Origin of the sequence: Microcoleus sp. PH2017_34_RAT_O_A (assembly GCF_020737885.1) — a bacterium.
GTDB lineage: Bacteria > Cyanobacteriota > Cyanobacteriia > Cyanobacteriales > Microcoleaceae > Microcoleus.
This window is the reverse complement of sequence record NZ_JAEQDD010000037.1, coordinates 12,388-34,088: the sequence shown is the minus strand read 5'-3', so window position 1 is coordinate 34,088 and position 21,701 is coordinate 12,388. Positions and strand designations below refer to the sequence as shown.

Genomic DNA, 21,701 nt, shown 5'->3' with positions numbered 1-21,701 from the left:
ACTCTAATCAGGACGTGCAAAACCCGTTCGAGGGTCACTAATAAACAAACCCAAAACCAGCGAGTCCATCACCGTATCCCAGACAGGAGTCAAACGTTCAGCATCATCAACCCAGTAATCAAAAGTAATCAAACACTGAACATTAGAACCCAATCCGATACAGATTCTCGAATAAGCTTCCCGCTGTTCGGGAGGGTCGATAAACTTAAATTGGGTCCAAACAACCCGAGCAGTTTGCCGCTTCAATTGGATAATATCCCCAGGATCGATCGGATTTCTGGTATCATCTTCAACTATTTTCTGTAATAGCGGCACCAGCGGAAATTCTCCCCAATTACCAGGAGGTAACAAATTAAACGAAACCTCCAAACAACAATCATCATCCGGCGGTTTCTTATCCGTAAACCGGAACGACTTTGTATCCGGTTCAAAATGCCAATCTTGAGGAACATCAAAGCGGACTGCACCTCTTCCAGCGACAAAGATGCGAGTTCCAGGCTTTGACTTCCAATTGTGGTCTTCTTTGAGCTCTAGAGTTTCCTTGAGCCATTCTTGCTTTTTGCGCTTAGACATAAACAGAACACCAAATTACTGCTAATGTGTAGTTTGAGACTTGGCAAACACATTTTAACTCTATTTTGCTCACCCTTTGCTCAAATATAACAATCCTTACAAAAATTATAAATCCATCTCTTCTCTCTCCGCGTTCTCTGCGCCTCTGCGGTAAAAAAATCTTTCACAAATTCCTAATTTTTATTTTTAACTTGAGGAATCACATATCTAATACCGCCTTTATTTCCAGCCGCATCGCCCCTGTAGCGGGGGATAACATGAATCGCAGCGTGACTGCGACTTTGACCCGCATCTTTATTAATATTGATACCCACATTAAAACCATCAGGCTGAAAATCTTTAATTAACATCTCTTGCACCTTATTCGCCATAAACCAGCAAGCCGATTGCTCTCGAAACGGCAATTCAAAATAATTTGCAGTGTGACGTTTTGGAACAATTAAAACATGACCTTTGCTAGCGGGATAACCGTCAAATATTGCATAGGCTGTCGCTGATTCTGTGACTAAAGTTAAGTTTTTGTACGGATTGCAGAATATGCAGTTATTAGTGGAATTTCTTTGATGGTTGTAATGCACGTATTCGTAGATTTCGCAAGACTCATTTAAGAGAGACGACTTAAAAGGAAGTTTGACAATGCACTGATAGGTAGGTTTTTTGTGGACGTAGTGTTCTCGAAAACCTTCTTTTTTGATATCCCTTCTCACGGCAAAATATGCTTTACCTCCTGGTTTCAAGAGGTGCGACACTTCCATCAGCACATTCGCTTGTTCTTCGGGAAACAAGACATTTAAAACATAAAAGCAAATGATAGTGTCGAATTTATGTTCGGGAAATTCAGGAAAATAATAAGAGTCGTAACCTGCAATATCAAAGCCTTTTTGCTGCAACAATTTAACATCGCTACCGAAGCCGCACCCAAAATCTAAAACTTTACCTTGAAGCAAGTTTTGCTCTAATAAAAATCTTGCCGGAAATGACAGGTAAATTCTTTCAATTGCTGTGAGGTGGCTGAATTTATTTTGTTGCTTTTTCATGGCGACATAAATTTGATTTAAATCGAGATTCTTCAGTCCGCGGAGGCGGACTTTGTTTGTGTAGAAGCGATTTCAATCGCCGAATCTTATCTTAATAACAATTGTATCATTATTGCAGTTTGGCGATCGCCCCTTTCGCCACCAAAACCTTACCAGTCACCAAATCCCGCACCGTAGCCAACAACACCCGCTTCTCATCCACCTCAAAACTCACCGAAACCCTGTCAATCCCCAACACCCCAGGCGGATTCAAATGCGCCACACAAACCTCCTGGTGGTGGCTTTCCAAAGAACGAAAATCGCTGTGTTTGTTGAGCAAACTGCTCGTCATTTGCCCTTTTTCGTTAAAAGTAACCTCCGCTTGCGACACCTCCGCAACTTCTCCAATATCTAACCTAATTTCCCTTTGACCTTCAATGGCAACTTGCAGCGTCAACTCTTCGGAACTTTCACAAGGATACTTCATTTCCTTGCTAAAAATCGGCGAATAAGTATAAGCTTTAGCATAAGGTTCCCAGAGGCGAATTGCATAGGTGTGGCGCAAATAATCGTCAACACTCGCCAATTGTGTCAAGGCTAAAGCGCCGTGGGCTACAGCTTCAAAAGGCTTATCTGTTTTAACTTTTTGTCGCCCAAAATAGGAAACCACTAAATTAGATACAGCCGGAATCATAGAAGTTCCTCCTACCAGCAAAACCTGTTCGATATCTGCTTTACCGATACCTTTTCCCAGCGCAATGCTCAACACTTCATCTAAAGCTTCCCGCAACTGTTCCAACAACTGTCTGGATTCCAGGATTTCTTCAAGCTGATCTCGGTTTAACTGCAAGTCATAAGACATAAAATTTTCATCGTCAAACCAACTTTCCTTCGCCTCATTAACTTGAGACACTTGAATTTTTAACTTTTCTGCTATTTCTAATAAATTTTGCCAGCCCACGCCGCCAACTTCTGCGCGTGACGAACCAATTTGCCGCAAATAATCTTCAACAATCCAAATGTCAATATCTTCGCCACCGACATAAGCATCGGATTTTGCCAACACTTCGGCACGCACCCCCCCCAGCCCTTCCTTACCAAGGGGGGGAGAAATCTCGCTGCCTCCCTTAGCAAAGGGGATTACAGCAGTGCGGACTAAACTTAAGTCTAAAGTCCCGCCGCCAAAATCGACTACTAAAACTAGAGAACCGGGGCGTTGTACGGCATATCCCAGGGCGGCGGCGGTGGATTCATCGATTAGCTGAACTTCCTCAACTCCGAGAGATTCTGCTAAGTCGCGAAACCAATCAAGATATCGCTCAAATGCTCCGACTGGTACTGTAAAAATTAATTTATCTGGTTGTATGTTTTGCTGATATAATTGTTTCCATATAGTTCTGATAAATTGTTCAGCTACTGATTCCGGCGTGTAGCTTTCACCGTCTATATTGCGGGCCGGGGGCTGATAATCGGCTGCTAAGTCGCGTTTAAAAGCTTTGAAAAAGCGATCGGGCTGGGATTGTCCTAAACGCTGCGATCGCACTTTTTCTCCCAATACCAACTCTCCCGCATTTTTCACAAACACTAAAGTCGGAACTACAGGTATTTCTCGGGCATCTACGCTCGATTTCTTGGTCTTGAAAATCCGGGACATTTCGCCCAATCTCAAAGTTTCGGGTGTTTGCGTATCCGGGTTGAGAATGCAAACAACCGTGTTGCTGGTACCGAAGTCTATTGCAACTGTAGTCATGTCTATTTTAGATTTTCACTTTAATTTGTTATTCCCGGTGGAAGGCTGCGACTAACTTTAGCTGGAGCAAGAATTTGCTCTCCATCTCGATAGCCGACAAACCGAATATAAACTAACTCTCCTTCTGTTATATCTTCAACATCCGGCTGGTGCAACTGCGGATTGTAAGTCACTTGTTCCCAAGCTGAACCAATTGTTTCAAAATCCCAACTTGACAAGAGATTTTCTAGGGGGGTAAACAAAGCCGAGAGATTTTTGGCGGGCATATTCGGCTTGGCTTCTGCCATTTTGCGGGCGCTGGGATAGTTGGTTAACAAAGTTTGCAACTGTTCAAAGGTGGCGCGGCGAAAATCGGCTGTGAGTTGAGTTTTTTGTTGCTGCAATTCTTCGCGCAGCCGGAAACACTGCTGTTTCAATTCTTCGATTTCGCTGGGATTCGTGGTGATTGCAGCCGATACGGGCAGTGCGCTTAAAGTGCGATCGAATTCCTGGAAATTCAAATTTAGCACAGTTGCCAGCCGCCGCAGTTGGTCTAGGGTGAGTTTTCCCACGTCTCCCTGCCGCACTAGGCGCACCCCGAAGCGACTTAAGCCTGCTTTTTCGCCTAAGTCTTGCCAATCGACGATATCTAGCTGATTCATGCGTTCCCGGAGGATTGTATCGTACTTAAAGTCGATCGCATCTCCGGCCTCGGATGCAGCATAAAGGTACACTAAAATTAGAAAAATGCCCCCGACAGCTAGCGCGATACCGAAGGCAGGCCCTGTTGTTATATCAACTGTTGCACCGAGGAGATAGAACATTGTTAATTTTTCTAAACTTGTTTTAAAGTCTGAGTTTGTTCGGCGGTCAAATTTTCTTCGCCTTCATAGTATTCTGGCAACAACTCTTGAGATTCTACTTGGCCCAGGGCTTTTTCAACTCCGGCAGTGGTTTCGGTGCAACTCGAACCGGTGGCGTTGAGGACGGTTTCAGTAATTTTGCCGTCTTTGCCGATGCGGTATTCTATTTGGCGGTACTCTGCCATAGTTCCTCTTGGTTTAATGCTTGACGGTTGAGTTTTGACTGTTGAGTTATATTATAGATTCTGTTTACCGATTATTCAAATGAATTTTTGTAGCGACAATGCAACCGGGGTTTCGCCGGAAATTATGGCAGCGATTGCAGCGGCTAATTGCGGTGCTGCGATGTCTTACGGAGATGATGAATATACGCAGCGTTTGCAAGTTAAATTCTCGGATTTGTTCGAGACACCGGTGACTGTTTTTCCTGTAGCAACCGGTTCTGCTGCTAATGCTTTGGCCCTGGCAACTGTGACTCCTCCTTACGGGGCTGTTTACTGTCACGCCCAATCTCATATTAATCTGGATGAATGCGGCGCGCCGGAGTTTTTTACGGGCGGTGCAAAGTTAGTGACATTAACAGGAAATCATGCTAAGATAGAGGCAGAGACTTTAGGTGAAATAGTCGATCGCGCTGGTGCAGGAGTAGTCCACCACGTACAGCCCGCCGCCGTCAGCATCACGCAAGCCACAGAAGCCGGCACAGTATACCATCCAGCGGAAATTGCCCAGATTTCGGAAGTTGTGCGCCACCACAATTTGCACCTACATATGGATGGAGCTCGCTTTGCTAACGCTGTGGCGATTTTGGGCTGTGCTCCTGCCGATATCACTTGGCGCGCAGGTGTGGATATCCTCTCATTTGGAGCGACAAAAAACGGCGCTATGGCTGCGGAAGCTGTGGTATTTTTCAATCAAGAATTAGCAAAGACTTTCCCATTTTACCGCAAGCGCAGCGGGCATCTGTTCTCAAAGATGCGGTTTTTGTCGGCGCAGTTGGAAGCATATATAACGGATGATTTGTGGCTAAAAAATGCGACTCACGCCAATAAGATGGCAGCTAAATTAGCCGAAGGTTTGGCCGGAGTTGAGAAAGTCAAGTTTTGCCATCCCGTCGAAGCTAACGAGATTTTTGTGCAGCTTCCCGAATCTGTAATTGCAGCGGTTTTAGCTGAAGGTTTTCTGTTTTATCGGTGGGATAACTCTACTATTAGACTGGTAACAGCTTTTAATACTAAAGAAGAAGATGTTAATGCTTTCCTGGAAGCTGTTAAACGCTATTCTGTATAAATTTTAAATTGTAAGAGCGGGTTTATTGAACCTTTTCGTGATGATAAATCTTTCTGTGAATACGCCCTTACAGATTTTTATAATTCGGTAGGGGCGGGTTCACAAACATCTTTAATACCCACAAAAAATTTAGGTAAACCCGCCCCCACACAACCAATAACCCACATCAACGTTAATTTCTATCAAATACTAAAAATGTAGATTTAGATTTATCGTTGGGTGGGGGCGGGTTTTTGAGATTGTTGTTTGTTGGATGAGATTTTTGGCGAACCCGCCCCTACGGTTTGATGCAGAAAATGTAGATGTAAATTTACCGCTGGGTGGGGCAGGTTTTTGAGATTTTCGGTTTTTGGCTGGGATTTTTGGTGAAGTAGACGCCTAGAGTTTAATCGATTCATGAATAGGTTCTGCAACTGCTGCTAATTCGGGTTCCTCTGCTTCGAGGTGCGCTTCCAAAAGCGCCAGATTTCTCATGTTTGACTTATAAAAAGCATCGAAAATATCTCCGACTAAAGGCACTGAGCCAATAACAGCTTCCAAACTAATATTGTAAATCATTTTGCCTAGAGTTTTCGGGGGGAGATTGAATTGAGTTGCTAAGTAAATTAGGTAAGCAGAAAACGCAGTATCTACTATATCCCCAGCACCGGGAACTAAACCGATAATGGGATCTAAACCAATGCGAAATTTAGTACCGGGTATGCCAATGGCGGTATCCATCAGGCGGCTGAGTTTGCGGATGCGGTTGAGAGTGGCAAGACGCTCTATTTTGTTCATATTATTATTGTTGGACTAGCTGGAAAAAACGACATCAGTCGGAAGACGGAAAAAATATCGCCCTGACAGGTTCGTAGTGAGGACTTCAGTCCTCTTCAAATCAGAGAGGACTGAAGTCCTCACTACAAACTTTATAAGGGTTATTTTATGATATAGTCGGCGACGATCGCAAATTGGGAATTAGCTACGCTTCAATAAACTTAACTATAGTTAAGATGCTTAATTCCCCATTCGTGCATCGAATCAATAATCGGTTTAAGACTTTCGCCCAAAGGCGTGAGCGAATATTCAACTTTCGGCGGAACTTGCAGGTAAATTTCCCGATGAACAATCCCATCTGACTCCATCTCCCGCAACTGCTGCGTCAGCATCTTCTGAGTAATGCCGTTGACAGCTCGTTGCAGCTCATTAAAACGCTTCACTCCTTGAAATAGCTCCCGGAGAATTAAGACTTTCCAGCGCCCGCCAATCACCTCTAAAGTTCTTTCTACCGGGCAATTTGCGCGCTCAATAGTTCCTGCTTTAGCTTGCATAGTATCTTTTTGGTAACTACCGCACTTTTAAGTGCGTACTTCCCATAATAGCTTGACTTGGTTTAAAGTAAAAACATCCGATCAATACCCGAAGTCATTGCCAAATCTAAAATCTAAAATCGAAGGAGGATTGAGAAAATGATTGCAGTCAGAAAAAGTGAAGCAAGAGGACACGCTAATCATGGTTGGCTGGACAGTTACCACACATTTTCTTTTGCCAATTATTACGATCGCAATTATATGAATTTTCGCTCGTTGCGGGTAATCAATGAGGATGTCGTTAACCCCGGCAAAGGTTTCGGCACTCACGGGCACAGCGACATGGAAATCATTACCTATGTACTGGAAGGAGCGTTAGAACACAAAGACAGTTTAGGTACTGGCGCAGTAATCAAACCCGGTGAAGTGCAGCGGATGAGTGCAGGTACGGGCATCCAACACAGCGAGTTCAATCCCTCACAAACTGACCCAGTTCATTTGCTGCAAATCTGGCTGTTACCCGATACAAATGGCTTAGAGCCGAGTTACGAACAGCGGGATTTTCCCCTAACAGAAAGGCGCGGGAAACTGCGCTTAGTTGCGGCGCGAGATGCGAGAGATGGTGCAGTAAAAGTGCATCAAGATGTCGATTTATATGCAGCAGTTTTGGATAAAAACTCGCGGGTTTCTCATGTTTTGCAGCCAAATCGCCATGCTTGGATACAAGTTGCTCGCGGTGCTGTTTTGCTCAACGGCTTGACTTTAGAAAAGGGTGACGGTGCGGCGGTTAGTGATGAGGCTGAGTTGGTTATTGAAGCGGCAGAAGATGCGGAGTTTTTGCTGTTCGATCTCGCATAAAATTTAAGGCGAAATCCCCGAATTATTAGAAAAATCGGGGATTTGAGCCACTCGGCGGTTCAAACCGATCCTACACAAACAAAGTCCCTCTCTAAGAGACTAAGAAATTAATTAGCCATCCAAGATTTTGTCCCAAAAATACCTGCGATAAGTTCGGGAATGCCAAAATCAACATCTAAGCTTTCCCAGTGTACGCTGCTACCGGAAGGAGGTAGCCAAAGATCAGCAAGTTGTTCTGGTGAAGCACTTTCTAAGCCTTGTGCAAGCCTCGGAGGAAAACAGAAAATAGCACCGTTTTTGAGTTTGATAACAATTAAATCTTCCGACTGATTGTAATGCACGGATTCGGCACGCGGCTTTATAGCCTCAGCGGTTTTCCATGTTTGCTTGGCTTGGGCTATTCGATCTCGGAGATTTTCCTCTGTTAACTCTTTGTCCCAGTTTCTATATACCATTATAAGTCAAGTTGTAGGGTGCGTCAGTACGAAGTTGAGAGGCTTGTTTGAAATTGCATAAACTGACGCACCTGCTAGCTGTAAGGTGCGTCAGTTCTTAAACTCTCAATTATCCACTAAAAACTCTAACTGACGCACCCTACTAACCTTACATTCTCATTTTGTGTAAAAATATGTTACAAAGCGGAAAACCCATCCGTCCGTTGATAGTTGTAGGGTGCGTCAGTACGAAGTTGAGAGGCTTGTTTGAAATTGCATAAACTGACGCACCCCCTAGCTGTAAGGTGCGTCAGTTCTTAAACTCTCAATTATCCACTAAAAACTCTAGCTGACGCACCCTACTAACCCTTACTTGCAAACACCCTTCCATTCCCAACCACCAACGCGCCACAAACCGGAAAACTAATCCGTCTGTTGATATGTGGGTATGTTAAATTGACACAATCATGAACTACAGCAGAACAATTCCGGCTATTTTGAGTGCTTCGATCGCCCTAAGCACGATCGCCCTCATCCCACTCACCTCACCTCCAATCGCCCTAGCCTTAACCGCCGACGCAGTTAAAACCGTCGCCAAACAAATCACGGTACGGATCCAAGGCACAAAAGGCGGTTCCGGAGTAATTTTAGAAAAACAAGGTAGCACGTACTATATACTCACCAACTGGCACGTAGTCGATAAACCTGGCGATTACGAGGTTGTAACTCCCGACGGTCAAGCTCACTCTGTATCATACGGCCTGGTGCGGCGAATGCCCGGTGCGGATATCGCGATCGTCACCATCAGCAGCCCTCAAAGCTACCCCCTCGCCCAATTAGCTAATTCCCCAGCAACTCCCGGAAAAAGAGCCTATGTGGCTGGCTGGCCAATATCCGGCGGTTCCCTGAGACAACCGATTTTCATCGCTACCGAAGGTCAATTTACCGGCCGCCAAACTCCATTAAATGGCTATACTTTGGTATACAACAACTTAGTTAGGGCGGGAATGAGCGGCGGCCCAGTGCTTGACGATGCGGGAAAAGTTGTCGCAATTAACGGCATTGTCAGGTTAGAGGACAATTCGGATAAAATCGTGGCAGCGGGAGTAGAAATCAGTAATATCATGAAATGGCGATCGACTATTTCGCTACCAGTCCTTCCCCAATCGCCAACAGCCGCAAACCCGAAAACTGCTGTCAATAATCCGCCTCAGAAGCCCGGAAGTGCGATCGCCTTTGCCACCACAAATACCCTCAAAGGGCCTTCAGAAGTTGTCAGTTCGCTTGCTCTAGCTTCCACTGCTTTTACCACAGGAAATAGTAACGGCACAATCTCTGTTTGGAACTTCCCCAGCGGGCAATTAAAAACTACGCTGCAAGGACACGCGGAAGCGGTAAACGCCCTGGCATCGAGTGCGGATGGAAACGTGTTAGCTAGCGGCAGTGACGACAAAACTGTAAAAATTTGGAATTTAGAAACAGGCGCGGTTGTCCGCACTTTGAGCGGGCATTCTGGCGCTGTTTCGAGTGTTGCCGTCAGTCCAGACGCTCAATTTGTCGCGAGCGGCAGTTGGGACAAAACGATTAAGATTTGGAATGCGAAAACAGGGGCATTGCTGCGGACTTTAACCGGGCATTCTGGATTAGTGAATGCTGTTGCAATTAGTCCCGATCGCCAAACTTTAGCTAGTGGCAGCAAAGATGGTTCAATTAGGTTGTGGAATTTAACTACAGGTGCAGCAATTCGCACGATTGGCGGCAAGAACTTGTCTGTTTTGTCCCTCGCTTTTACTCCCGATGGCAAAACTTTGGCGGCCGGCAACAGCAACGGTACTGTCGGGTTGTGGAATGTCGGAAACGGTCAATTAATTCGGCGTTTGAGCGGACATACCGATGGAGTTTGGTCGCTGGCAATCAGTCGGGATGGGAGTATACTGGTTACTGGGAGTTGGGATAAGAGTGTAAAACTGTGGGATGTGCGATCGGGTCAATTGAGAGGTAATTTGAGCGGACATTCTGGCTATGTTACTGCTGTAGGAATTAGCGCAGATGCTAAGACTATTGTGAGTGCGGGTTGGTTGGGGGAAATTAAGATTTGGAAAAGAAGTTAAGATTTTTTTTAATTAACCGCACAGTGGGGAGTGAATCGGCTATTCAAGCGAGGTAACGGAGGCATCTCAATGAATGCAAATCTCTTCAAAAATGTCTCAAATGAAAAACCTTGTAGTAAAAATTCCAAAAAAACATGAGGTAATTAAAATGATATTCTTTCCGGCTGGATCGGAATGATTTAACCGCAGAGAATACAGAGAACACAGAGGGAGAGAATAGAGAGATGCTACCGGATTTGATCTGACACCAGTACACCAGCAATAAATATAATGCCACTTAAAAGTGGTACAGAAAAGATTCATCGAAATATAGATTAAACGGAACTAAAAACTGGGTGCATCTCAATGCAAGCGAATATATCCGTAGGGGCGAAGCATGACCGCAGAAAATATGAGATGATAACTAATAACTTATATGCGGTCATGCGAGAGCCCTCTTCCAAAGTGAGATGCACCCTAAAAACTTTTAAAATTCTAGAAAAATCTGTAATTTGCATTCCCCACGTCACTCACAAGCAGTTCAAGAAAAGTTAGGCTGCATCACAAAAAAAAGGCGAGGGATATTATATCAAATCCGCTATTCATCGGAATGATTCATCTCTCTATTCTCTCTCTGTGTCCTCTGCGCCCTCTGCGGTTTAATCATTCCGATCCAGCCGGATTTAATCTTACTGCAAAAACTATAAAGCCGTCCTATAGAACCCATTTGATATCTATTTTGCGTAAATCTCAGAAACCGGGTTTCTCTCTATATTTCTCGTCACCCAACCCAAAAACTCATAGAAACCCGGTTTCTCGACATGAGCGTAAATCTCAGAAACTGGTTGATCTCTATATTTGTCGTCACCCAACCCAAAAACTCAAAGATGTCAAATGGGTTCTATAAGGACGGGGTTTAAAACCCAATTTCTCGATCAACCTGAATCCGTTACAATATATCAAACTCAATATTACTGTCAACTGGACAGGGATAATGTCAATAGCCGATCGCGCGCGCAGTTTCGGTGCGACTGGGATTAAGCGTTACGGCTTAAAGCTTTCAGGGTTCAGCCAATACAACAGAAGAGCTTTCAAGAATGCTATGGTTGGGCGGACACTTGCACTCTACTGCACTCAACACCAAAACCACGATCGCGATCGCCCTTGAATTTGCATTCAGCACAATGTTCAGGCATACTGCATAATTAAAAAGCTTTATTTTTAGTCCATAACCCCCAACCATGAGAACTTACTACTGCGGCGAACTGCGAAGCGAACACATCGGACAAACTGTCACCCTCTACGGATGGGTGGATCGCCGCCGCGATCATGGCGGGGTGATTTTTCTCGATTTGCGCGATCGATCGGGCTTAGTGCAAATTGTCAGCGATCCTCAACGCACGCCGGATTCGTATCACGGGGCTGAGGCTTTACGCGGCGAATACGTGGTGAGAATTACTGGGCGAGTTACCAGTCGCCCCGCCGATTCCCTCAACCCTAAATTGCCTACGGGTGAGGTAGAAATTTATGCTGACGAGATTGAGTTGTTGAATGCGGTGCGGAAACAGTTACCGTTTCAGGTTTCGACGGCGGATAATGAAAGCGTGCGGGAAGATTTGCGCTTGAAATATCGCTATTTGGACTTGCGGCGCGATCGTATGAGTCGCAATTTGCAGCTTCGTCACCAGGTGATCAAAGCTATGCGTCGCCACCTCGAAGACGTTGGCGGTTTTATTGAAGTTGAAACACCGATTTTAACGCGATCGACTCCCGAAGGTGCGAGAGATTATTTGGTTCCCAGCCGCGTCAATTTGGGCGAATGGTATGCTTTGCCACAGTCGCCACAATTGTTCAAACAATTGCTGATGGTTTCGGGTTTAGACAGATATTATCAGATTGCGCGCTGCTTCCGCGATGAAGATTTGCGCGCTGACAGACAACCGGAATTTACGCAATTAGACATGGAAATGAGTTTCATGTCTGTGGAAGAAATCCTCGAATTAAATGAAGGTTTAGTCTGCAATATTTTCCAAAGTGTGAAAGGCGTGGAATTGCCTCGTCCTTTCCCGCGTTTGACTTACGCCGAAGCGATGGATCGTTATGGTAGCGATAAACCAGATACTCGCTTCGGTATGGAATTAGTCGATGTTTCCGATTTGATGAAAGATTCGGGATTTAAGGTGTTTTCCGGTGCAGTTGCTGCGGGCGGAATTGTGAAAATTTTGCCAATTCCGGGCGGGAATGATGCGATTTCTAATGTGCGAATTAAACCGGGTGGCGATTTGTTTAAGGAAGCCAGCGAAGCCGGTGCTAAGGGATTAGCTTATATCCGGGTGCGGGAGAATGGTGAAATTGATACGATCGGCGCAATTAAGGATAATTTAACAGAGGCTCAAAAACAGGAATTGCTCGATCGCACTGGTGCACAACCAGGTCATTTGTTGTTATTTGCAGCAGCCGATGTCACAACTGTCAATAAGACTTTGGATAGATTGCGTTTGTGCATCGGTAACGAATTGGGATTGATTGACAAAGACAAGATGAATTTGCTGTGGGTGACAGAGTTTCCGATGTTTGAATGGAACGCTGATGAGAAGCGTTTGGAAGCATTGCACCACCCATTTACAGCCCCGCATCCCGATGATATTGACGATCTGAAGACTGCGAGAGCTCAAGCTTACGATTTGGTGTTAAACGGCACAGAAGTCGGTGGTGGTTCTCTGCGGATTTACCAGCGGGATGTTCAGGAAAGGGTGTTTGAGGCGATCGGCTTATCGACTGAGGAAGCTTACAATAAGTTTGGCTTTTTGTTGGATGCGTTTGAGTATGGAACTCCTCCCCACGGCGGAATTGCCTATGGTGTCGATCGCCTGGTAATGTTGTTGGCTGGCGAGGAGTCGATTCGGGATGTGATTGCGTTTCCGAAGACGCAGCAAGCGCGTTGTATTTTGGCAAATGCGCCGTCTGGTGTGGATGAGAAGCAGATGAAGGAGTTGCAAGTGCGATCGACTTATGTACCGAAGACATAGGTATGTAAAACACCTTCAATGAATAGTGGATGGGTGGCGAGAAACCGGGTTTTTTCCAGAATACTCGTCACACCTCCCAGAAACTGCGAAAAACCCGGTTTCTTTGATTTGTGGGTAGTCAGAAATCGGGTTTTTTCCGAGAATACTTCGTTGTCATTAAACTAAAAACGTTATAATTATCATAATCAAAAATAGGTAAAAACTATTCGTTTCCCAAGTTACGGATCGACAAATTGCGATCGTGGCTGGTAAGTATCATTACAATGAGATGAAAGATTAACCATGAAAACCCCCGTTGAACTTAACGAAGAGTTGGTTAAAGAAGCCTTTCGCTTAACCAATTTCAAGACAGAACAAGAACTGATTGACTTTGCTTTGCAAGAATTAATTCGCACCCGTAAAAAGCGAAACCTACTGGATTTAAGCGGACAAATTCAATTTTCGAGCGACTACGATTACAAAGCCTTGCGGGAAAACCGAAGCGAAGCATCTCCGTTGAAATGCGTAAGTCATAATTATGAAACACATTGACAATTTAACCATCCATCGGTTCCGAGGCCTGCGAGATTTAACCTTGCAGGGCTTGGGCCAGATCAACATTTTGGTTGGCGGGAATAACTCAGGTAAAACCAGTGTTTTAGAGGCGATATCAACCTATTGTCAGCCGTTGGATATCGGAGAATGGTTGAAAACAGCAGGGCGCCGAGAAATCAAGGCCTCTCCCAAAATTCCATTAGATGCTTTCAAGTGGTTATTTCCTCAAAAGAATGAAGTACCTAAACCCATTCTTTACCTAGGGGAAACCTATATTTCTGGGAATGGTAGCTTCCAAGTTGTAGAATCTAGGGCAGTCTATAATGAGATAGAAATGCTATTTCAATCAGAAAAAGATATCGAAGATAGCACTGAAGATTGGCTAGAATCTTATGAAGATCTTGAATATAAGAGTATACGTGGTGCCAACATAGAACTCAAAGCAATACTTCGCGATCCGCCAGAAGGTATCGTACTTTTCTTAGGGAATGAAGTATCAGAAAATTTTGAAATATGGCCACGTCAAAGGCTGATAAGTCAGTCTAATCATTTATACCCAAGATTGCCAATTAATATGGTCACACCTGTTTCTCACAGGATGGAAAAATTAGAGTCTCATCTTCTATCGCAGGCAATACTACGGGGATTGAAAGACGAGGTAATTAAATTACTTCAGATTGTAGATGCGGAAATAGTAGACTTGGAAATTTTATCACTTGGAGAGTTTAGTCCAAGTATCTATATCAACCATAAAGTATTAGGATTTTCACCATTAAGCTCTTTTGGTGATGGAGTACGTCGCTTGCTATTTATTTCTTTAACATTGGCAAAAGTCAGAGGTGGAGTGTTGCTAATTGACGAAATAGAAACAGCAATTCATACTGAAGCACTTCGCAGTTCCTTTGCTTGGATTGTGCAGTGGTGCAAGCAGATGAATGTTCAGTTATTTGCAACTACCCACAGTTTAGAAGCAATTGATGCGATGTTGGATGCTAGCGATTCGGAGACGGATGTAGTTCTTTATCGTTTAGAGAAACAAGAGTCACAAACTAAAGCAGTTAGAATTCAACGGGAAAGATTGCAAAGATTGCGGGAGGATTTGGGTCAGGAGGTGCGCGTGTGAAATACGCCATTATTGGAGTAGAAGGGCCTCATGACCAGGCATTTACAGGGAAGGTTCTGAAGCTTTTGGGTTTTAAAGATTTTAGAGAAGAGTGGAACAAATTGGATAAGTTGACAAGATTGGATATGTCAAAAGAATTGGAAAGTAAATTTGACAAATTTTGGCATAAGTTTATTCCCCGTTATCCCAAACAAGGAGATTTGTACAAACGTCTTGATATGCCATCTATTTTGTTTAATGATACTGTCTCCGTAGTAATTTATGCTGGTGAAGGAACCAACCTTGTTACTAATCTAGATGATATATTATCTAATAATTCTGAGTATCAAACAAACTTGTCGGCATTTGGCATAGTTACCGATTGTGATAATAAGTCAAATCCCAATAAAATTGTTTCAGAATATACTAATAAATTCCGCAACTACTTTCCTGATTTGCCCGATCGAGCGGGTGTTGTAAATACTAATAGCCCGCGTACAGGAATTTATATTTTGCCAGATAACGCTTCGCCCGGTGTGTTGGATACTTTGCTGTGTGAGTGCGGACAGATAGCTTATCCCGCGTACATGAAGAGAGCTAATTCTTATCTAGATTCTTATCTAGATGAGTTTTCCGATATGGATGAATTTTCTCAAAAAGAGAGGAAATCTTTAAAGTGGAAAAATTTCGATCGCGAAAAAGCTTTAGTTGCTACTGTTGTCAGTGTTCTCAAACCGGGGAAGACTAATACAACAAGTATTGCTGATAATAATTGGGTGAGTAAAGAGACACAGCAGCAGGTTCCTGCTTTGGCAAATTTTATTGAGTTTTTGAGGCAACTTTTGGAGTTGAGTTGATAAACACGATCGAATCTGGTACATTGTACGCAATATCTGTAAGGACACAGCAATGCTGTGTCCCTACTGGGGAACTTTTGAAAAGTGCGATCGACCTCCACAATCATTCTTACCAGTAACGAGTTAAAATCCGAATCACCTCACCCGCTAGAGGCGACGGTACAGGCGGACTCCACTCTCCAACTTGTGCAAAACCCAAAACGTGCAGCAGATTAACAATGCTGTCTACCCCTTTGGGAACGCCACACAACAACAAACGAATCGGTTTTTTGCCTTGAGGTACATCAGGAATTTCTTCCCGGAGCAGTTCGGGAACGGACTTGGGCTGTGATATCATAGGGTTTGAATTACACGAATAGTGGAATTGCGATCGCCCTTAAGTTTTCTAGGCCAGGGGGCGATCGCTTTTCCGTTTGTACATCCTGAGTCTAGTTCAATCGCTGCCGCTTGTCAAGCGTAACGACAATTTATATTGTCGTTACGGCAATTTAAGGAAAATTGAAGGTTGCAGAATGGTAACATCAGCTTGCAATATCATGGCCAGCAGTTGAGTGTCAGCAGTGATTCGTTGGAAATTGGCAGTTGTGATGGCCGATCGCAATATCAGCAATAAAGAATTGGCTACTTTAATTGGGATGCACCCCACATCTGTGTCGAAAATCAAAACCCGTCGCCGACTCACCCGAATCGACGAAGCAACCCTCAGCGCTTTGTGCAGAGCACTGAATTGTCAGCCGGGGGATTTAATGGTATATGAAGAGGACGAGCCCGATCGCGAAAAATGACATCGTTGTTTACTGTTATTTCAAAATTATTATTAAACCGCAGAGGACACAGAGAACACGGAGGAAGAGAAGAGAGAGATGAATAATAAAGACACAATTATTTCCCATCTCTAACTAACTCTCTTTCCCCTCTTTTCTCTGCGCCCTCTGCGCCCTCTGCGGTTAATAAAAACAAATCTCAGTGTCACAGCCAAGCATATGCGTTACCTTAGTTAATTAACGCACTCCCCAACAAAATTCATGCTTCCCCGCATCCAAGAACTAGCAACCAGCCTCGCCCCCCGCTTAATCGAAATTCGCCGCCACATCCACTCGCACCCCGAACTCAGCGGCCAAGAACATCAAACAGCGGCCTATGTAGCCGGAGTTTTGGCATCTAGTGGAGTTCGCGCCACTGAAGGAATCGGCAAAACCGGCGTCATCGGCGAACTCAAAGGTAATAGCAACGAGTCCCGGTGGCTGGCAATTCGCACCGATATGGACGCTTTACCGATGCAAGAACGCACCAATTTAGAGTTTTCCTCGAAAAACCCAGGAGTCATGCACGCTTGCGGCCACGACATCCACACCACCGTCGGTTTGGGCGCGGCGATGATATTAGCTCAGTTGGAAGAAAAATTACCTGGTCATGTCCGCTTCTTGTTTCAGCCGGCAGAGGAGATAGCCCAAGGCGCGCGCTGGATGATTGCAGATGGGGCGATGAAAGATGTTGATGGCATCCTCGGACTGCACGTTTTTCCGACGATTCCCGGCGGTTCGATCGGCATCCGCCACGGGGCACTGACAGCGGCGGCAGATGACCTAGAATTGATTGTGATGGGTGAATCTGGGCACGGTGCGCGTCCCCACGAGGCGATCGATGCAATTTGGATTGCTTCTCAGATTATTACTACTTTGCAGCAGGCGATTAGTCGCACACAAAATCCGTTGAGGCCTGTGGTTTTGACGATCGGGCAAATTAGCGGCGGACGTGCACCAAATGTGATTGCCGATCGCGTAAAATTATTGGGCACGGTGCGATCGCTCCATCCTGAAACCCACGAAAAACTGCCGGCTTGGATCGAACAAATTGTGTCTAGCGTCTGCGCGACTTACGGCGCTAAGTACGAACTCACCTACAAGCGCGGTGTACCGGGAGTCCAAAACGATCCAAAACTTACCCAATTACTCGAAGCGGCGGCTTTGGAAGCTTTAGGGCGATCGCGCGTTCAAATTTTACCAGAACCATCCCTCGGCGCGGAAGATTTTTCGATGTATCTAGAACACGCGCCAGGAACGATGTTTCGTTTGGGAGTGGGATTAACTGACAAACCTAACTATCCCCTCCATCACCCGCAGTTTGAGGTGGATGAAGCCGCGATTGTGACCGGCGCTGTCACTTTGGCCTATGCTGCTTGTCAATATTGGAAACAAAAATAAGTTGTAGGGTGTGTCGCGATCGACAATTCCTCAACGAATAGCGACAATCTAATAGCGACACACCTTACCCAATATTTACTGTATAGCAACCGCCACATCGGTGAGGGCATAAATGACCTGATGAATGGAGACAAGAACCTACAGCATAAACGGTTTGATTGCCGTACTCTGTAACTGTCAACTGCTATAGCTGTAGGGTGTGTCGCGATTTCTCCCGATCGGGGTTCCGGCTTTAAACCAATTCTTTCAGGTAATGAAGAGCTTTATACTATAACTTTAATTACGAATCTTGTAAAACTATCTACTATAACTATTTAAGTCACTGCTAAGAAATGCTAGCCATGACCCAAGCTCCTTCAATCAAAACTGAATATTCGGGATGCGAATTATGATGATGAGTTTAGCTATTATAAACTCGCTATAAACTCATCAGGTGTGACCTTTGCTTGCTTTAGAACACCGCTAAGTGTACCAATTTTTAGCTCGCGGTGGAGTGGCACAACGCAAACAATTTCTCCATCGGGGAGAGCTTTTTTGAGGACAACATGGCTACCCGTTTGCCTAGCTTGATAAAAGCCTAGACGTTCTAGTACGCGAATTACTTCGCTTACTTGATATTCTGGGCAATCTAGGCATAGCTAACCTCTATGCTAGTTACAAACCTGGGAGTGATTTCGTCGGGTAAAGGACACTCTTCGAGATAGAGCCTTGTAGCTGCTTTGAGGTTGGCGATCGCTTCTTCTATGGTTTCGCCTTGGTCAACTGTGCCCACTTCTGGACATTCGGCAATATACATATCTTCTTCTTTGTAAATGATGGCGGTGAAGCTTTGGGTTTTCATTATGGTTTTCGCTTCCATCATCTAAGGTTGCTTGCTTTCTATTACCTAGTGTATCTCGGATGAATAGTTTTTACAAGTATAGGGGGGGAAGATGGGCGATCGCACTTTTTGACAAATTGGGATGTAAGGGCGATCGCCTTGTGGTTATTTTTAAATTGAAAGGCGATCGCTCTATCATCAAAAAATGCGATGCGTCACAGCCTATTTGTCTTCGCCGAATCGCCCCTTTCATTAGGCTAAAACCCGTTGAGTCAGGTTTCAACCCCTCGATAAATCGCAGCGGTTTTCACCCTCCCAGCTTATTTCCGATAGCGACAGGCTACCGGCCAGCATAGCAGAATCCTCAACTGCTGATAAAGTCCGCTGCTGTCAAGCTCGCTGCTGTTAGACGAACACCAGAAGTTGGATTTCGATCCAAAAGTCCAATAATTCGATTAGTTGATTTAACTCGTAGAGCTAGATTTAGATCGCTACCACTAGAGATGGCATTGAATGGAGACGGCGAGGGTTCAAACTGCCTCTCCACAAAAACTGGATTCAACCCAGCAGCTTGAAATGTCAGGACTTCGATGTCAGCAAATGTCAGACCTTTTGGAAGTACAATTTTGTCTTCCCCAGGGAAGAAATCGTTCAGAAAATCTACTGTATTAGTAGCCACTTCATCTTGAATGATAAACCTGTCTCGTCCAGATCCTCCAGTCAGAACATCAAAACCTAAATCTCCAGATAAAATGTCCTCGCCGTCGCCACCCAATAGCCAGTCGTTATCACGCCCCCCAAATATTTGATCGTTGCCACTTCCACCCCTAACAGTATCAGTGCCCGCATTCCCAAACAAAATGTCATCGTCAAGTCCACCGTCAAGAGAATCTGCATCTTTACCACCGTAGAGGGTATCAAACCCGCCCTCACCATCTAGTGAGTCACGCCCCAGATTCCCGAACAGTTCATCATTGCCACCCCTGCCAAAGATCCTATCATTACCCCCCAAGCCCAGCGTTCTGCGGCCCCCATCAGTATCACGAATGACATCATCACCCTCTGTGCCTTGTGCATTAGGAGTATTTGCAATATCGATGTTAGCCATGACTTCTTAGAAATTCCTGAAATTTATTTCGTCCTGAATTCTTAGCATATGTGAAAAAAATACTGAAATCAAGTCAAATCAATAGGATTTAGTAGGGATTCTTTTACCTATCCCGATCGATCTCAGTCGCATAAAGTAGGATTTAGTGGCTGAAATATCAAATAGTAGGATAAGGTAGGATTGCAATAGGCAAAACCCAAACCTCGACTCGACCTATGGACATTCAAGAAGTCTTAAAAATAGCTGACCAAATCCTATTCACTAAGACAGGCAAACACCTCAATCACCTACAAGAAGGTATACTGCGCGGTACTTGGCAACGCCAGAAATACCCGGAAATTGCCACAAACTGCCACCGTAGCGAAGCTCATGTCAAGAAAGTCGCAGCACAATTATGGAAGCTTTTATCAGAGATATTAGGTGAAGACATCAATCAATCTAACTTTGGATATACAGTGGAAAGATTGCAATTATCCATAGTTGAATCAAAAATTGGAAAATATTCTGCACAAAATGATAATTCCAGTGTTTTGGGAATAGGGCTGTTTCATTCTCAAGAAAACGATAATTTTGTAGGGGTAGTGTCCCTACGCCGACCCTATTTGTCTACATTTTGTATGTGTTTGAGAGCTCGGGCAGGCACGGGGACACCGCCCCTACAAGAGAATGAAATAGCTCTGGTTTGTGGGAACTATCTTCAATCCTTAGAAACAGCAAAGTTAGAAAAGCAGAATCAGGTGACCTGTAGCAATACTCAGCCTAAAAAACGACTAGACTTATCCGATGCACCAGAACCCAACTTATTCTATAACCCCACATCTGAACTCACCATCCTCAAGCAGTGGATTTGGGAAAACCGCACCCGTCTCATCACCATATACGGCTTATCTGGCATTGGCAAAACGTCACTAACTCTCCAACTAATCCCAGAAGTTCAACATGAATTTGACTATATTATTTACCGCAGTCTCCGCAATTCTCCACCCCTGCAAACCCTGCAAACAAACTTAATTCAATTCGTTTCGCAGCAACAAGAAATTAAATTGCCATCACTTATTGAGCATTTGCGTTCATCCCGCTGTCTCATCATCCTTGATGACATACAAACAATTTTCAGCAGCGGACAACTCGCAGGCAATTACCAACCAGGCTATGAAAATTACGGCACATTCTTCAAAGAATTAGCAGCATCATCCCACAACAGTTGCCTAATCCTCCTGAGTTGGGAAAAGCCCAGAGAAATTGCGGCCCTAGAAGGCGAAAATCGTCCTTGTAAATCGCTGCAACTCAACGGTTTGGGCGCGGAAGCACGGGAAATATTCAGAGAGAAAAGATTAGCAGAAGAGGAGAAATGGTCACAACTGATTGACCTTTACCGAGGCAATCCCTTATGGTTAAATATAGTTGCAACTATGATTCAAGATTTATTCGGCGGCAGCGTTTCCGAGTTTCTCTCCTATGATACCCTATTTTTAGGTGATTTAGAATCTCTGCTGCACCAGCAGTGCGATCGCCTATTTGACTCAGAAAAACAAGTGATATCCTGGTTAGCTCGTGAAGCCACACCAGTTGAAATATCCAAATTTTCAGCCAATCTGGAATTATCCCCATCAGCCTTATTACAAGCTGTGCAATCCTTGAGACGGCGTTTATTAATTGAAAAAGTGAAACAAGGTGAGAAAACGCTTTTCACACTCCAGCCTGTATTGATGGAGTATGTGAAAAACCAGTTCCTAAAGGTTGGATAGTTTCAGGCTTCTCATGGGAGGCTAGAAACCGGGTTTCTACGAAATTTTGTGTTTAGTAGCGAGAAATCTACGCAGAAACCCGGTTTCTGAGGACACAACTATTTTTATGGGAGGCTAGAAACCGGGTTTCTACGAAATTTTGTGTTTAGTGGCGAGA

General features: G+C 44.5%; 23 protein-coding genes. 11 read left to right on the top strand and 12 right to left on the bottom strand.

Annotated features, from left to right (window positions below):
* Positions 1-3 precede the first annotated feature (3 nt).
* From JGK11_RS14625 to JGK11_RS14605, 5 genes are all read right to left on the bottom strand, one after another.
* On the bottom strand, positions 4-573 hold the full coding sequence (locus JGK11_RS14625; protein WP_293212124.1) for a hypothetical protein: 570 nt from the start codon (positions 571-573) through the stop codon (positions 4-6).
* Positions 574-746: 173 nt separating this feature from the next.
* Positions 747-1,610 (bottom strand): bifunctional class I SAM-dependent methyltransferase/HIT family protein, encoded by an 864-nt coding sequence (locus JGK11_RS14620; RefSeq protein WP_293190452.1) that lies wholly within the window; start codon positions 1,608-1,610, stop codon positions 747-749.
* Between the two features lie 109 nt (positions 1,611-1,719).
* Positions 1,720-3,339, bottom strand: coding sequence for an Hsp70 family protein (locus JGK11_RS14615; protein ID WP_293190453.1), 1,620 nt, complete (start codon positions 3,337-3,339; stop codon positions 1,720-1,722).
* 20 nt (positions 3,340-3,359) lie between these two features.
* Positions 3,360-4,142, bottom strand: a complete 783-nt coding sequence (locus JGK11_RS14610) for an XRE family transcriptional regulator (RefSeq protein ID WP_293190454.1) — start codon at positions 4,140-4,142, stop codon at positions 3,360-3,362.
* 11 nt (positions 4,143-4,153) lie between these two features.
* Complete coding sequence (locus JGK11_RS14605; RefSeq protein WP_293177253.1) at positions 4,154-4,366, bottom strand: DUF2997 domain-containing protein; 213 nt, start codon at positions 4,364-4,366, stop codon at positions 4,154-4,156.
* 79 nt (positions 4,367-4,445) lie between these two features.
* Between JGK11_RS14605 and JGK11_RS14600 the strand changes: the two genes are divergently transcribed.
* Positions 4,446-5,471 (top strand): low specificity L-threonine aldolase, encoded by a 1,026-nt coding sequence (locus JGK11_RS14600; protein ID WP_293212122.1) that lies wholly within the window; start codon positions 4,446-4,448, stop codon positions 5,469-5,471.
* 378 nt (positions 5,472-5,849) lie between these two features.
* Here JGK11_RS14600 and JGK11_RS14595 read toward each other — a convergent pair whose 3' ends face one another.
* Both JGK11_RS14595 and JGK11_RS14590 read right to left on the bottom strand, forming a co-directional pair.
* A complete protein-coding gene (locus JGK11_RS14595; RefSeq protein WP_293190456.1) occupies positions 5,850-6,248 on the bottom strand; it encodes a DUF4112 domain-containing protein in 399 nt (132 codons plus the stop codon).
* A 200-nt stretch (positions 6,249-6,448) separates the two neighbouring features.
* Positions 6,449-6,781: a helix-turn-helix domain-containing protein gene (locus tag JGK11_RS14590; protein ID WP_293177247.1), complete on the bottom strand. Its 333-nt coding sequence runs from the start codon at positions 6,779-6,781 to the stop codon at positions 6,449-6,451.
* A gap of 138 nt (positions 6,782-6,919) precedes the next feature.
* On the opposite strand from JGK11_RS14590, the gene JGK11_RS14585 reads away from it, so the two are divergent.
* Positions 6,920-7,618: a pirin family protein gene (locus tag JGK11_RS14585; protein WP_293177245.1), complete on the top strand. Its 699-nt coding sequence runs from the start codon at positions 6,920-6,922 to the stop codon at positions 7,616-7,618.
* 107 nt (positions 7,619-7,725) lie between these two features.
* Here JGK11_RS14585 and JGK11_RS14580 read toward each other — a convergent pair whose 3' ends face one another.
* A complete protein-coding gene (locus tag JGK11_RS14580; protein ID WP_293212120.1) occupies positions 7,726-8,073 on the bottom strand; it encodes a DUF2442 domain-containing protein in 348 nt (115 codons plus the stop codon).
* A gap of 446 nt (positions 8,074-8,519) precedes the next feature.
* Between JGK11_RS14580 and JGK11_RS14575 the strand changes: the two genes are divergently transcribed.
* From JGK11_RS14575 to JGK11_RS14550, 6 genes are all read left to right on the top strand, one after another.
* Positions 8,520-10,163: a trypsin-like peptidase domain-containing protein gene (locus JGK11_RS14575; protein WP_293212118.1), complete on the top strand. Its 1,644-nt coding sequence runs from the start codon at positions 8,520-8,522 to the stop codon at positions 10,161-10,163.
* 973 nt (positions 10,164-11,136) lie between these two features.
* Positions 11,137-11,310 carry a hypothetical protein gene (locus tag JGK11_RS14570; RefSeq protein WP_293177239.1) on the top strand — a complete coding sequence of 58 codons (174 nt, stop codon included), beginning with the start codon at positions 11,137-11,139 and terminating at the stop codon, positions 11,308-11,310.
* A gap of 73 nt (positions 11,311-11,383) precedes the next feature.
* The gene (gene aspS, locus JGK11_RS14565) at positions 11,384-13,171 is read left to right on the top strand and encodes an aspartate--tRNA ligase (RefSeq protein ID WP_293212116.1); all 1,788 of its coding nucleotides are present in this window, start codon (positions 11,384-11,386) and stop codon (positions 13,169-13,171) included.
* A gap of 282 nt (positions 13,172-13,453) precedes the next feature.
* Entirely contained in the window at positions 13,454-13,702 is a 249-nt protein-coding gene (locus JGK11_RS14560) for a type II toxin-antitoxin system VapB family antitoxin (protein ID WP_293177235.1), read from the top strand.
* Positions 13,689-14,828: an AAA family ATPase gene (locus JGK11_RS14555; protein ID WP_293196863.1), complete on the top strand. Its 1,140-nt coding sequence runs from the start codon at positions 13,689-13,691 to the stop codon at positions 14,826-14,828. Before JGK11_RS14560 ends, JGK11_RS14555 begins: the two co-directional genes overlap by 14 nt.
* Positions 14,825-15,664: a DUF3226 domain-containing protein gene (locus JGK11_RS14550; RefSeq protein WP_293212114.1), complete on the top strand. Its 840-nt coding sequence runs from the start codon at positions 14,825-14,827 to the stop codon at positions 15,662-15,664. Before JGK11_RS14555 ends, JGK11_RS14550 begins: the two co-directional genes overlap by 4 nt.
* Positions 15,665-15,773: 109 nt before the next feature.
* On the opposite strand, the gene JGK11_RS14545 is transcribed toward JGK11_RS14550, so the two are convergent.
* On the bottom strand, positions 15,774-16,001 hold the full coding sequence (locus tag JGK11_RS14545; RefSeq protein ID WP_293177229.1) for a hypothetical protein: 228 nt from the start codon (positions 15,999-16,001) through the stop codon (positions 15,774-15,776).
* 214 nt (positions 16,002-16,215) lie between these two features.
* Between JGK11_RS14545 and JGK11_RS14540 the strand changes: the two genes are divergently transcribed.
* Positions 16,216-16,449 (top strand): helix-turn-helix transcriptional regulator, encoded by a 234-nt coding sequence (locus JGK11_RS14540; protein WP_293196865.1) that lies wholly within the window; start codon positions 16,216-16,218, stop codon positions 16,447-16,449.
* A 240-nt stretch (positions 16,450-16,689) separates the two neighbouring features.
* Entirely contained in the window at positions 16,690-17,868 is a 1,179-nt protein-coding gene (locus tag JGK11_RS14535; protein WP_293196866.1) for a M20 family metallopeptidase, read from the top strand.
* A gap of 407 nt (positions 17,869-18,275) precedes the next feature.
* On the opposite strand, the gene JGK11_RS14530 is transcribed toward JGK11_RS14535, so the two are convergent.
* The 3 genes from JGK11_RS14530 to JGK11_RS14520 form a co-directional block, all read right to left on the bottom strand.
* Positions 18,276-18,467, bottom strand: coding sequence for a type II toxin-antitoxin system HicA family toxin (locus tag JGK11_RS14530; RefSeq protein ID WP_293196889.1), 192 nt, complete (start codon positions 18,465-18,467; stop codon positions 18,276-18,278).
* A 29-nt stretch (positions 18,468-18,496) separates the two neighbouring features.
* Positions 18,497-18,709 (bottom strand): type II toxin-antitoxin system HicB family antitoxin, encoded by a 213-nt coding sequence (locus tag JGK11_RS14525; RefSeq protein ID WP_293196867.1) that lies wholly within the window; start codon positions 18,707-18,709, stop codon positions 18,497-18,499.
* Positions 18,710-19,052: 343 nt separating this feature from the next.
* Complete coding sequence (locus tag JGK11_RS14520) at positions 19,053-19,796, bottom strand: calcium-binding protein (RefSeq protein ID WP_293196868.1); 744 nt, start codon at positions 19,794-19,796, stop codon at positions 19,053-19,055.
* A gap of 215 nt (positions 19,797-20,011) precedes the next feature.
* On the opposite strand from JGK11_RS14520, the gene JGK11_RS14515 reads away from it, so the two are divergent.
* Positions 20,012-21,544 carry an NB-ARC domain-containing protein gene (locus JGK11_RS14515; RefSeq protein ID WP_293205283.1) on the top strand — a complete coding sequence of 511 codons (1,533 nt, stop codon included), beginning with the start codon at positions 20,012-20,014 and terminating at the stop codon, positions 21,542-21,544.
* Positions 21,545-21,701: the final 157 nt, after the last annotated feature.